Source organism: Pseudomonas sp. FSL R10-0399, from assembly GCF_009600165.1.
GTDB classification, from domain to species: domain Bacteria; phylum Pseudomonadota; class Gammaproteobacteria; order Pseudomonadales; family Pseudomonadaceae; genus Aquipseudomonas; species Aquipseudomonas helleri.
This window is the reverse complement of sequence record NZ_WIWK01000156.1, coordinates 1-10,966: the sequence shown is the minus strand read 5'-3', so window position 1 is coordinate 10,966 and position 10,966 is coordinate 1. Positions and strand designations below refer to the sequence as shown.

14 protein-coding genes are annotated in these 10,966 nt (G+C 51.2%); 7 read left to right on the top strand and 7 right to left on the bottom strand.

The annotated features are described in order from the left end of the window. Nucleotides 1–29 precede the first annotated feature (29 nt). Nucleotides 30–1,139: a MobQ family relaxase gene (gene mobQ, locus GHO41_RS26965; protein WP_323370203.1), complete on the top strand. Its 1,110-nt coding sequence runs from the start codon at nucleotides 30–32 to the stop codon at nucleotides 1,137–1,139. A gap of 10 nt (nucleotides 1,140–1,149) precedes the next feature. After that, complete coding sequence (locus GHO41_RS26960; protein ID WP_153357630.1) at nucleotides 1,150–1,776, top strand: hypothetical protein; 627 nt, start codon at nucleotides 1,150–1,152, stop codon at nucleotides 1,774–1,776. Between the two features lie 239 nt (nucleotides 1,777–2,015). Here the strand turns inward: GHO41_RS26960 and GHO41_RS26955 are convergent, their stop codons facing one another. The 3 genes from GHO41_RS26955 to GHO41_RS26945 all read right to left on the bottom strand — a co-directional run bounded on the left by GHO41_RS26955 (nucleotide 2,016) and on the right by GHO41_RS26945 (nucleotide 4,395). Continuing rightward, the gene (locus GHO41_RS26955; protein WP_153357642.1) at nucleotides 2,016–2,456 is read right to left on the bottom strand and encodes a hypothetical protein; all 441 of its coding nucleotides are present in this window, start codon (nucleotides 2,454–2,456) and stop codon (nucleotides 2,016–2,018) included. Between the two features lie 167 nt (nucleotides 2,457–2,623). Continuing rightward, the gene (locus tag GHO41_RS26950) at nucleotides 2,624–3,319 is read right to left on the bottom strand and encodes a replication initiation protein (protein WP_153357639.1); all 696 of its coding nucleotides are present in this window, start codon (nucleotides 3,317–3,319) and stop codon (nucleotides 2,624–2,626) included. A gap of 674 nt (nucleotides 3,320–3,993) precedes the next feature. Then, a complete protein-coding gene (locus tag GHO41_RS26945) occupies nucleotides 3,994–4,395 on the bottom strand; it encodes a Rap1a/Tai family immunity protein (protein WP_153435129.1) in 402 nt (133 codons plus the stop codon). 105 nt (nucleotides 4,396–4,500) lie between these two features. On the opposite strand from GHO41_RS26945, the gene GHO41_RS26940 reads away from it, so the two are divergent. Continuing rightward, entirely contained in the window at nucleotides 4,501–4,959 is a 459-nt protein-coding gene (locus GHO41_RS26940; protein ID WP_153357636.1) for a hypothetical protein, read from the top strand. An 8-nt stretch (nucleotides 4,960–4,967) separates the two neighbouring features. On the opposite strand, the gene GHO41_RS26935 is transcribed toward GHO41_RS26940, so the two are convergent. Continuing rightward, the gene (locus tag GHO41_RS26935) at nucleotides 4,968–5,261 is read right to left on the bottom strand and encodes a hypothetical protein (protein WP_153357633.1); all 294 of its coding nucleotides are present in this window, start codon (nucleotides 5,259–5,261) and stop codon (nucleotides 4,968–4,970) included. Nucleotides 5,262–5,705: 444 nt separating this feature from the next. On the opposite strand from GHO41_RS26935, the gene GHO41_RS26930 reads away from it, so the two are divergent. Continuing rightward, nucleotides 5,706–5,999, top strand: a complete 294-nt coding sequence (locus tag GHO41_RS26930; RefSeq protein ID WP_153357633.1) for a hypothetical protein — start codon at nucleotides 5,706–5,708, stop codon at nucleotides 5,997–5,999. Nucleotides 6,000–6,007: 8 nt separating this feature from the next. Here GHO41_RS26930 and GHO41_RS26925 read toward each other — a convergent pair whose 3' ends face one another. Next, entirely contained in the window at nucleotides 6,008–6,466 is a 459-nt protein-coding gene (locus GHO41_RS26925; protein ID WP_153357636.1) for a hypothetical protein, read from the bottom strand. Between the two features lie 105 nt (nucleotides 6,467–6,571). Between GHO41_RS26925 and GHO41_RS26920 the strand changes: the two genes are divergently transcribed. From GHO41_RS26920 to GHO41_RS26910, 3 genes are all read left to right on the top strand, one after another. After that, on the top strand, nucleotides 6,572–6,973 hold the full coding sequence (locus tag GHO41_RS26920) for a Rap1a/Tai family immunity protein (RefSeq protein ID WP_153435129.1): 402 nt from the start codon (nucleotides 6,572–6,574) through the stop codon (nucleotides 6,971–6,973). A gap of 674 nt (nucleotides 6,974–7,647) precedes the next feature. Then, on the top strand, nucleotides 7,648–8,343 hold the full coding sequence (locus tag GHO41_RS26915) for a replication initiation protein (protein WP_153357639.1): 696 nt from the start codon (nucleotides 7,648–7,650) through the stop codon (nucleotides 8,341–8,343). A 167-nt stretch (nucleotides 8,344–8,510) separates the two neighbouring features. Continuing rightward, nucleotides 8,511–8,951, top strand: coding sequence for a hypothetical protein (locus tag GHO41_RS26910; RefSeq protein WP_153357642.1), 441 nt, complete (start codon nucleotides 8,511–8,513; stop codon nucleotides 8,949–8,951). Between the two features lie 239 nt (nucleotides 8,952–9,190). Here GHO41_RS26910 and GHO41_RS26905 read toward each other — a convergent pair whose 3' ends face one another. Beyond that, nucleotides 9,191–9,817, bottom strand: coding sequence for a hypothetical protein (locus GHO41_RS26905; protein WP_153357630.1), 627 nt, complete (start codon nucleotides 9,815–9,817; stop codon nucleotides 9,191–9,193). A gap of 10 nt (nucleotides 9,818–9,827) precedes the next feature. After that, a complete protein-coding gene (gene mobQ / locus GHO41_RS26900) occupies nucleotides 9,828–10,937 on the bottom strand; it encodes a MobQ family relaxase (RefSeq protein ID WP_323370203.1) in 1,110 nt (369 codons plus the stop codon). Between the last annotated feature and the right edge of the window lie 29 nt (nucleotides 10,938–10,966).

Here is a 10,966-nt window from a genome sequence, read left to right as displayed (position 1 = left end):
GATCAACCGAAAATTGAGAATCCAAAACCGTGGCGCTCTACTCAGCATCCGTTAAACCCGTCAGCCGAAGCAGTGGCCGTTCCGCCACTGCCGCCGCAGCGTATCGGAATGCAGAGCGAATCACCGACGAGCGTACCGGCGAAATTCACGACTACACCCGCCGTTCCGGCGTGGATCACGTCGAGTCATTTGCTCCGGTCGGTATGGCTCCACAGTCAGGTTCTGAACTGTGGAACAAGGCCGAAGCCGCCGAGGTTCGTAAGAACGCCCGAGTGGCCCGGGAAGTACTGGTCGCACTGCCTCACGAACTTGACCAGGTACAACGCCGAGAGCTGGCCAAGTCGATTGCCCAGGGCTTGGCCGATCGCTACGGCACAGCGGGAACGCTTGCCGTTCACCAGCCCGACCGAGAGGGCGACAACCGTAATCACCACGTCCATATATTGATGACCACGCGCCGCCTTGATGCGTCGGGCCAGTTGGGCGAGAAGACCCGCGAACTGGACGATGTGAAGCGCGGCCCGCAAGAGGTGGAGTGGATACGGGCCATGATCGAGGGTCGAACCAACCAATCACTGGAGCGCGCCGGGCTTGAGGCGCGGGTGGATCGGCGTTCTTTGATTGAGCAGCGCGCCGCTGCGCTCGATGCCGGCGACATGGATCGAGCTGCGGAGCTGGATCGGCCGGCAACCCTTCACGAAGGCCCAAGGGTGACGCAGATCAGGCGCGAGTCGGCCCGTAAAGGCCGGGCGCCGTTGGGCGCTCTGGATCGAGCTGCAGCGAATGACCATACCCGTGAACTGGTGACCGACCGGGCTGAGTTGGGCATGGTGTCGGCACAGATTTTCAACTTTGAAAAAGCCCGTGCAGAGCGGGATGCACGCGAACAAGTGGCTAAAACCGCCGCTGATGGAATGGCCGCTTTCAAGGCTCGTTTCCAGCAAAACCAAGACTTCAACGCCCGTATTGATGCGGAGCGCGAACGCATGGCCAACGAGTTGCACAGAGTTGCCCTGGAGCGCGCCGCACTCGAACGGCAAGAGCAGGCCAAAGCGGCCTTAAAACGATTCGAAAAAGACCAGTTAAGCCACGATAAAGGCCCAAGCAAAGGCCGTGGCGGTCCTGACTTCGGCATGTGAGGGGAAGAATTTGAGCATCAGTGAGCAGGAGCTATTTGGCCTGATGGCAGTAGCCCAAGAGCAGCAGCAAGCTGTCAGTGAGGCACTGAAAAATCTAGAGGATCGACAGGTTGCACTGAATGCGGTCATAGCCCGAGCTGGTACAGCCGTTGAAGAGATGAACAAAGCGGGTCACGCATCGGCGCTTATCATCGAGAAGGCCACGCGGATCGCGGTCGAGAAGGCGGTTCAGGCCGCGCTAGCAAACGTCCAGCAGCAAACCCAGTCCACTCTGTCCGATTCAGTTACACCAGCTGTAAAGGCGCTACAGGGCGTTACAGCGCGTGCTGAGCAGGCGGAAGAAAGCCTGCACCAAGCAGCAAGCTCGATCAGCTGGAAGTGGGCCGCAATTTGGGTTTCGACTAGTTGCGTGCTGCTGGCCTCCATCGTGGGGTTGTCCATGCTTCTGGTACCCAGCCCCAACGAAATCGCGGATTTGCGGGCCAATGCGGCTGCCCTGGAAGCGAGAGGAGGCAAGATTCAGCTTGTTCAGTGTGGGCCTAGTAATAGGCTGTGCGCAAAGATCGATGTCAAAGCGAACAAAAGCACCGGGGGCTGGGGCACAGAGGGGCAATATATGATTCTGCAGGGGTACTGATGCGTACTGGCTGATTACGTTAAGACTGAGCGTAGTCAACGATTCGTTGAATAAGTGCTTAGCAGTTGCTAAACTGACTACATCAGTACAGACCGGAACCTTGGAAACAAGGGGTGCTGATTTCGGGCGTAAGCCCCCTAGCCAGTGAGCGGGATAAGCGAAAGCTGAAAGAATAGGCCGATATAGAGATTTACAAGAAGCCCCAATGCGAAAGCACTGGGGCTTTTTGCTGCGTGGCGTTAAACCGATTTTCCGGAGTTTCGCATTTCTAATACGTAACGAACGTTATGAGGCCTACCCTTCGGGAGCATCCCACGACCCCATTGGTCAACCTCGTAGGCTGAGATAATCCTTACCTTCAAAAGATTGGTAGTGCCGTTTGGTTTTCTTATGGAGAAGAAAATTGCGTAGTCATGCAGGTCCATACAGAAATAGCGCTGGTTGTTTTCGACATAGTAGGGAACCACTAGACCGGCGAAAAATCGCTTCTGTATGTACTCTGTAATTTGGGTGCTGCAATGGTAACGATCAGCGCAAAAGTATCTTTTTTCGTTGCCATACTTCAGAAGCTTTCCATTGCCTTTGTCGTCAGTAAAGCAGTGAAATCCGAAGTCAAATTTCACAGTTAATGCTTGCCCGTTTACCTGATACACCTCATCAAATGGATGCAGGTGTGCCATCGAAAGCGTTCTTCCATCAATTTCTAGATCCCACCACTTCATGTGACGCTTCCGACTGCACTACGAAAAGACAAGAGTATCTACATAGGGAGCTGCCGACCAGCAATGGCCGTCACGTAGCCTCTCTGTGATGCCTGTATCTGCTGGCTTATAGACTGCTTGGGTATCTAAATATCTAATGCCATCTGGTCAGTTTTAGCGATGGTAAAAATGAAGCCGGTGATCTTCCTGCCTTGCCTACGTGGCTCGGCTGTTACAGCTAGGTCGGTGCCCGTATTCAGCTCCTTCAGAGCCGGTTCTAGCACCCAACGGCGCATGTCTTTCACGTTAGGATATTTTTCGCCCAGATCGAGCATTTGCCGTAGCTGATCGAGGGTGCACTCTCGCTGGCCAAGCTTGAAAAATTGCCCCATTAATTCGTATAAACGGATGGCGTAAAAGCTGGATAAGTTGCCGATCTGCTTAAGCTGGTAGGTAGTAAATTCTTTGTTCAGCATCGTCAGGTGCGGCAACACGGTTGGTGAGAAGCCGAGTTCGACGCAGCCCTGGCCCTGCTTGTACTTCACATGAAAAACCCAGCGCATACGCTCAACTATTTTGCCTTTCGCGTAGCGGCGAATATCTCGCTCAAACAGCCGAGTAGCGGCATCGTTTAGAGCTTCATATGCGTTGTCCACGTCGAGTCCGAAGACTTCAGCAAATGAATCCGCCCGGATCGTGAAGTATCCATCTTTGGGTAGTGGCTTCCGAGGATCGATCATCGATGCAGCAGCCAATATCAAGCGCTTCTCATTTAGAGTCAGCGTATGCGATGACTCAATCAGTCTGTTTGACTGAGTAACCTTGTTATCGACGAGCTCCATCATTTCCCCCTTACCCGGAATCTCTCCCTGTTTGGTTTTGATTGGGGAGAGGGAGTAACTTAGCACACTCTCCCTGTTTTGTGGACGACACCCGGAATCTCTCCCCCTTCAACCCGGAATCTCTCCCCCTTCAACCCGGAATCTCTCCCCCTTCAACCCGGAATCTCTCCCTGAACTTCTCGTTTTACCCTTTAAAATCAATGGGTTGCAGCTCCGAAAACAAGGAAAAACAAGAAAAACAAGTTTTAAAAGGGCGGAGGGGGGGCAAAAATCTGATCTGAGCCTTAAGAGCGGCAGCCCTCCAGTCGCTGTGCGCCGGCCACTTCCGAGCACGGCCATAACTACACATGCGGCTGCTTCGCTCCTTCGCGCTGCTACCTACGGTCTGCGCGCTGTGCTTGCTAGCCATCGGGGTGTCGCTGGTCAGTGGCGGAACGCCGCTGGCTGGTACCCCCTAACAAGCACAGGGTGTCAGTCACCTGATACCAGACGTTTGAATGCTTCTTAGCCTTGCCCCTGCTCTTGCTCTTGCTCTTGCCTTCTAGGGTCATAACACGCTCTGGATCTATCCCAGCGAGTAGGGGCCCCCACTCTGGGGGTCGAGCTGGTGAGCGTAGCGAATGCTTTTCGCTTTTTATCCATTATATTAATCGTGCCGAATACATCGCTATTGTTTATGTGCAGGGATATGCCGAACGCATATACATATATACCGCGGCTGTGCTCGGTTGTGATTTAAGTGTGCTTGTCATATTGAGCTTAGCCCACTTTATGAAACCTTCTATCACCGTTATGTTAGATATCGCATCTGGAACGCATATTGGACCACTCTTATTTAAGTAATTAGTATTATACGCATCCGCAAATGTCCAAGCGTCTCGCCAACTTGTGAACTGCACACTGCAGATCATGGCAAGAGCTACATCTTCTTCGCTGGATTTTTTAGACAAGCTGCTCGTTTTCTTACAAGTATCCACGAGACCTTGTCCTGTGGACCAGGGGAAATCTTCTGCAAACGCTGGAATATGACTTACCAGCAATGAGCCTAATAGTGCTAGTTTTTGTATTTTTTTCATTCGTCTTGCGCCTCTATTTTTTTGGATTCGGCAAAATGGTTGGCGGTGCGTATAGTCTGCCAGAATCAGCCAAAATGGCTGATTTCTAAGGCTGAGGAGGATTTTATGCTAGGGAAATTGTGGGCCATTTCAAAAAAAACCGTATGGATTATTCTTCTATTTTGCTCAATCGCAATCGCTGGTTCAGTAGGTAAACAATTGGCTAAGGCGTGGATGACAAAATCGGACACGGAAAAGCTGACAAATGTTATTTCTGAATCTGTTAAGACGATCAATTCCCAATCGCCGAAACAGCTGGATCCTATTACACGGATTGACAGAACCGAGGCAGTCGATGGGTATAAAGTCAGGGCATATTATACTTTGATTAACTATCAGATGTATGCTCAAGGATTTAAATTGGCGAAACTGAAGGAAGTTACTGTTAAGAAGCTCTGCACAAATAAAGCCCAATACTCTAATTTGCAATTGGGTTTAGTTTGGGAGTATGTCTATAAGCAGGAAAATGGCGCAGAGGTTGGTAGGTTTAAAATCGGTAAGGCGGACTGCTTAGGTAATAATTAGTTTGTAATCTAATCAAATGATATGGTTGGTTTTACTAAACGTTTAAAAGTATCAGATCCTTGCCCATCCTCTCCTAGCACAGCCAATCGTTCTGCGGGTCGAGTCAAGAAACCATCGAGCAATGAGAGTAGGGCCGCGCGTTTTTCGGTGGACTGGGTTTGTTGATGCAATACCGCCGCTCCGACCAAAACCTTAACCCTGTCTTCTGCCTTTTTGGCTGTGGCTTTTTGGCGTGCTTCTGCCTGCTGAATCTTGGCTGTGAGTTGGTCACGCTTTCGTTTCAGATCATCTAAATCAGCCATTTAGGTTTTGCCTTTGCTTGTGTAGGTTTTGGCCATTCTACGCTAGAGTATTGGCGTACACACTATTACCCAGAAAGAAGAGAAGGGCGCACTTACGCAAACTACGTTTGCAGGCGGTCGGCAAGCCGACAAATCAAAATCAGATCAACCGAAAATTGAGAATCCAAAACCGTGGCGCTCTACTCAGCATCCGTTAAACCCGTCAGCCGAGGCAGTGGCGGAACGGCCACTGCTTCGGCTGACGGGTTTAACGGATGCTGAGTAGAGCGCCACGGTTTTGGATTCTCAATTTTCGGTTGATCTGATTTTGATTTGTCGGCTTGCCGACCGCCTGCAAACGTAGTTTGCGTAAGTGCGCCCTTCTCTTCTTTCTGGGTAATAGTGTGTACGCCAATACTCTAGCGTAGAATGGCCAAAACCTACACAAGCAAAGGCAAAACCTAAATGGCTGATTTAGATGATCTGAAACGAAAGCGTGACCAACTCACAGCCAAGATTCAGCAGGCAGAAGCACGCCAAAAAGCCACAGCCAAAAAGGCAGAAGACAGGGTTAAGGTTTTGGTCGGAGCGGCGGTATTGCATCAACAAACCCAGTCCACCGAAAAACGCGCGGCCCTACTCTCATTGCTCGATGGTTTCTTGACTCGACCCGCAGAACGATTGGCTGTGCTAGGAGAGGATGGGCAAGGATCTGATACATTTAAACGTTTAGTAAAACCAACCATATCATTTGATTAGATTACAAACTAATTATTACCTAAGCAGTCCGCCTTACCGATTTTAAACCTACCAACCTCTGCGCCATTTTCCTGCTTATAGACATACTCCCAAACTAAACCCAATTGCAAATTAGAGTATTGGGCTTTATTTGTGCAGAGCTTCTTAACAGTAACTTCCTTCAGTTTCGCCAATTTAAATCCTTGAGCATACATCTGATAGTTAATCAAAGTATAATATGCCCTGACTTTATACCCATCGACTGCCTCGGTTCTGTCAATCCGTGTAATAGGATCCAGCTGTTTCGGCGATTGGGAATTGATCGTCTTAACAGATTCAGAAATAACATTTGTCAGCTTTTCCGTGTCCGATTTTGTCATCCACGCCTTAGCCAATTGTTTACCTACTGAACCAGCGATTGCGATTGAGCAAAATAGAAGAATAATCCATACGGTTTTTTTTGAAATGGCCCACAATTTCCCTAGCATAAAATCCTCCTCAGCCTTAGAAATCAGCCATTTTGGCTGATTCTGGCAGACTATACGCACCGCCAACCATTTTGCCGAATCCAAAAAAATAGAGGCGCAAGACGAATGAAAAAAATACAAAAACTAGCACTATTAGGCTCATTGCTGGTAAGTCATATTCCAGCGTTTGCAGAAGATTTCCCCTGGTCCACAGGACAAGGTCTCGTGGATACTTGTAAGAAAACGAGCAGCTTGTCTAAAAAATCCAGCGAAGAAGATGTAGCTCTTGCCATGATCTGCAGTGTGCAGTTCACAAGTTGGCGAGACGCTTGGACATTTGCGGATGCGTATAATACTAATTACTTAAATAAGAGTGGTCCAATATGCGTTCCAGATGCGATATCTAACATAACGGTGATAGAAGGTTTCATAAAGTGGGCTAAGCTCAATATGACAAGCACACTTAAATCACAACCGAGCACAGCCGCGGTATATATGTATATGCGTTCGGCATATCCCTGCACATAAACAATAGCGATGTATTCGGCACGATTAATATAATGGATAAAAAGCGAAAAGCATTCGCTACGCTCACCAGCTCGACCCCCAGAGTGGGGGCCCCTACTCGCTGGGATAGATCCAGAGCGTGTTATGACCCTAGAAGGCAAGAGCAAGAGCAAGAGCAGGGGCAAGGCTAAGAAGCATTCAAACGTCTGGTATCAGGTGACTGACACCCTGTGCTTGTTAGGGGGTACCAGCCAGCGGCGTTCCGCCACTGACCAGCGACACCCCGATGGCTAGCAAGCACAGCGCGCAGACCGTAGGTAGCAGCGCGAAGGAGCGAAGCAGCCGCATGTGTAGTTATGGCCGTGCTCGGAAGTGGCCGGCGCACAGCGACTGGAGGGCTGCCGCTCTTAAGGCTCAGATCAGATTTTTGCCCCCCCTCCGCCCTTTTAAAACTTGTTTTTCTTGTTTTTCCTTGTTTTCGGAGCTGCAACCCATTGATTTTAAAGGGTAAAACGAGAAGTTCAGGGAGAGATTCCGGGTTGAAGGGGGAGAGATTCCGGGTTGAAGGGGGAGAGATTCCGGGTTGAAGGGGGAGAGATTCCGGGTGTCGTCCACAAAACAGGGAGAGTGTGCTAAGTTACTCCCTCTCCCCAATCAAAACCAAACAGGGAGAGATTCCGGGTAAGGGGGAAATGATGGAGCTCGTCGATAACAAGGTTACTCAGTCAAACAGACTGATTGAGTCATCGCATACGCTGACTCTAAATGAGAAGCGCTTGATATTGGCTGCTGCATCGATGATCGATCCTCGGAAGCCACTACCCAAAGATGGATACTTCACGATCCGGGCGGATTCATTTGCTGAAGTCTTCGGACTCGACGTGGACAACGCATATGAAGCTCTAAACGATGCCGCTACTCGGCTGTTTGAGCGAGATATTCGCCGCTACGCGAAAGGCAAAATAGTTGAGCGTATGCGCTGGGTTTTTCATGTGAAGTACAAGCAGGGCCAGGGCTGCGTCGAACTCGGCTTCTCACCAACCGTGTTGCCGCACCTGACGATGCTGAACAAAGAATTTACTACCTACCAGCTTAAGCAGATCGGCAACTTATCCAGCTTTTACGCCATCCGTTTATACGAATTAATGGGGCAATTTTTCAAGCTTGGCCAGCGAGAGTGCACCCTCGATCAGCTACGGCAAATGCTCGATCTGGGCGAAAAATATCCTAACGTGAAAGACATGCGCCGTTGGGTGCTAGAACCGGCTCTGAAGGAGCTGAATACGGGCACCGACCTAGCTGTAACAGCCGAGCCACGTAGGCAAGGCAGGAAGATCACCGGCTTCATTTTTACCATCGCTAAAACTGACCAGATGGCATTAGATATTTAGATACCCAAGCAGTCTATAAGCCAGCAGATACAGGCATCACAGAGAGGCTACGTGACGGCCATTGCTGGTCGGCAGCTCCCTATGTAGATACTCTTGTCTTTTCGTAGTGCAGTCGGAAGCGTCACATGAAGTGGTGGGATCTAGAAATTGATGGAAGAACGCTTTCGATGGCACACCTGCATCCATTTGATGAGGTGTATCAGGTAAACGGGCAAGCATTAACTGTGAAATTTGACTTCGGATTTCACTGCTTTACTGACGACAAAGGCAATGGAAAGCTTCTGAAGTATGGCAACGAAAAAAGATACTTTTGCGCTGATCGTTACCATTGCAGCACCCAAATTACAGAGTACATACAGAAGCGATTTTTCGCCGGTCTAGTGGTTCCCTACTATGTCGAAAACAACCAGCGCTATTTCTGTATGGACCTGCATGACTACGCAATTTTCTTCTCCATAAGAAAACCAAACGGCACTACCAATCTTTTGAAGGTAAGGATTATCTCAGCCTACGAGGTTGACCAATGGGGTCGTGGGATGCTCCCGAAGGGTAGGCCTCATAACGTTCGTTACGTATTAGAAATGCGAAACTCCGGAAAATCGGTTTAACGCCACGCAGCAAAAAGCCCCAGTGCTTTCGCATTGGGGCTTCTTGTAAATCTCTATATCGGCCTATTCTTTCAGCTTTCGCTTATCCCGCTCACTGGCTAGGGGGCTTACGCCCGAAATCAGCACCCCTTGTTTCCAAGGTTCCGGTCTGTACTGATGTAGTCAGTTTAGCAACTGCTAAGCACTTATTCAACGAATCGTTGACTACGCTCAGTCTTAACGTAATCAGCCAGTACGCATCAGTACCCCTGCAGAATCATATATTGCCCCTCTGTGCCCCAGCCCCCGGTGCTTTTGTTCGCTTTGACATCGATCTTTGCGCACAGCCTATTACTAGGCCCACACTGAACAAGCTGAATCTTGCCTCCTCTCGCTTCCAGGGCAGCCGCATTGGCCCGCAAATCCGCGATTTCGTTGGGGCTGGGTACCAGAAGCATGGACAACCCCACGATGGAGGCCAGCAGCACGCAACTAGTCGAAACCCAAATTGCGGCCCACTTCCAGCTGATCGAGCTTGCTGCTTGGTGCAGGCTTTCTTCCGCCTGCTCAGCACGCGCTGTAACGCCCTGTAGCGCCTTTACAGCTGGTGTAACTGAATCGGACAGAGTGGACTGGGTTTGCTGCTGGACGTTTGCTAGCGCGGCCTGAACCGCCTTCTCGACCGCGATCCGCGTGGCCTTCTCGATGATAAGCGCCGATGCGTGACCCGCTTTGTTCATCTCTTCAACGGCTGTACCAGCTCGGGCTATGACCGCATTCAGTGCAACCTGTCGATCCTCTAGATTTTTCAGTGCCTCACTGACAGCTTGCTGCTGCTCTTGGGCTACTGCCATCAGGCCAAATAGCTCCTGCTCACTGATGCTCAAATTCTTCCCCTCACATGCCGAAGTCAGGACCGCCACGGCCTTTGCTTGGGCCTTTATCGTGGCTTAACTGGTCTTTTTCGAATCGTTTTAAGGCCGCTTTGGCCTGCTCTTGCCGTTCGAGTGCGGCGCGCTCCAGGGCAACTCTGTGCAACTCGTTGGCCATGCGTTCGCGCTCCGCATCAATACGGGCGTTGAAGTCTTGGTTTTGCTGGAAACGAGCCTTGAAAGCGGCCATTCCATCAGCGGCGGTTTTAGCCACTTGTTCGCGTGCATCCCGCTCTGCACGGGCTTTTTCAAAGTTGAAAATCTGTGCCGACACCATGCCCAACTCAGCCCGGTCGGTCACCAGTTCACGGGTATGGTCATTCGCTGCAGCTCGATCCAGAGCGCCCAACGGCGCCCGGCCTTTACGGGCCGACTCGCGCCTGATCTGCGTCACCCTTGGGCCTTCGTGAAGGGTTGCCGGCCGATCCAGCTCCGCAGCTCGATCCATGTCGCCGGCATCGAGCGCAGCGGCGCGCTGCTCAATCAAAGAACGCCGATCCACCCGCGCCTCAAGCCCGGCGCGCTCCAGTGATTGGTTGGTTCGACCCTCGATCATGGCCCGTATCCACTCCACCTCTTGCGGGCCGCGCTTCACATCGTCCAGTTCGCGGGTCTTCTCGCCCAACTGGCCCGACGCATCAAGGCGGCGCGTGGTCATCAATATATGGACGTGGTGATTACGGTTGTCGCCCTCTCGGTCGGGCTGGTGAACGGCAAGCGTTCCCGCTGTGCCGTAGCGATCGGCCAAGCCCTGGGCAATCGACTTGGCCAGCTCTCGGCGTTGTACCTGGTCAAGTTCGTGAGGCAGTGCGACCAGTACTTCCCGGGCCACTCGGGCGTTCTTACGAACCTCGGCGGCTTCGGCCTTGTTCCACAGTTCAGAACCTGACTGTGGAGCCATACCGACCGGAGCAAATGACTCGACGTGATCCACGCCGGAACGGCGGGTGTAGTCGTGAATTTCGCCGGTACGCTCGTCGGTGATTCGCTCTGCATTCCGATACGCTGCGGCGGCAGTGGCGGAACGGCCACTGCTTCGGCTGACGGGTTTAACGGATGCTGAGTAGAGCGCCACGGTTTTGGATTCTCAATTTTCGGTTGATC

What these genes read in the sequence shown, in the direction of transcription:
- GHO41_RS26955 (WP_153357642.1), bottom strand. Translation starts at nt 2,456, where the DNA reads ATGGCACACCTGCATCCATTTGATGAGGTGTATCAGGTAAACGGGCAA.
- GHO41_RS26950 (WP_153357639.1), bottom strand. Translation starts at nt 3,319, where the DNA reads ATGGAGCTCGTCGATAACAAGGTTACTCAGTCAAACAGACTGATTGAG.
- GHO41_RS26945 (WP_153435129.1), bottom strand. Translation starts at nt 4,395, where the DNA reads ATGAAAAAAATACAAAAACTAGCACTATTAGGCTCATTGCTGGTAAGT.
- GHO41_RS26940 (WP_153357636.1), top strand. Translation starts at nt 4,501, where the DNA reads ATGCTAGGGAAATTGTGGGCCATTTCAAAAAAAACCGTATGGATTATT.
- GHO41_RS26935 (WP_153357633.1), bottom strand. Translation starts at nt 5,261, where the DNA reads ATGGCTGATTTAGATGATCTGAAACGAAAGCGTGACCAACTCACAGCC.
- GHO41_RS26930 (WP_153357633.1), top strand. Translation starts at nt 5,706, where the DNA reads ATGGCTGATTTAGATGATCTGAAACGAAAGCGTGACCAACTCACAGCC.
- GHO41_RS26925 (WP_153357636.1), bottom strand. Translation starts at nt 6,466, where the DNA reads ATGCTAGGGAAATTGTGGGCCATTTCAAAAAAAACCGTATGGATTATT.
- GHO41_RS26920 (WP_153435129.1), top strand. Translation starts at nt 6,572, where the DNA reads ATGAAAAAAATACAAAAACTAGCACTATTAGGCTCATTGCTGGTAAGT.
- GHO41_RS26915 (WP_153357639.1), top strand. Translation starts at nt 7,648, where the DNA reads ATGGAGCTCGTCGATAACAAGGTTACTCAGTCAAACAGACTGATTGAG.
- GHO41_RS26910 (WP_153357642.1), top strand. Translation starts at nt 8,511, where the DNA reads ATGGCACACCTGCATCCATTTGATGAGGTGTATCAGGTAAACGGGCAA.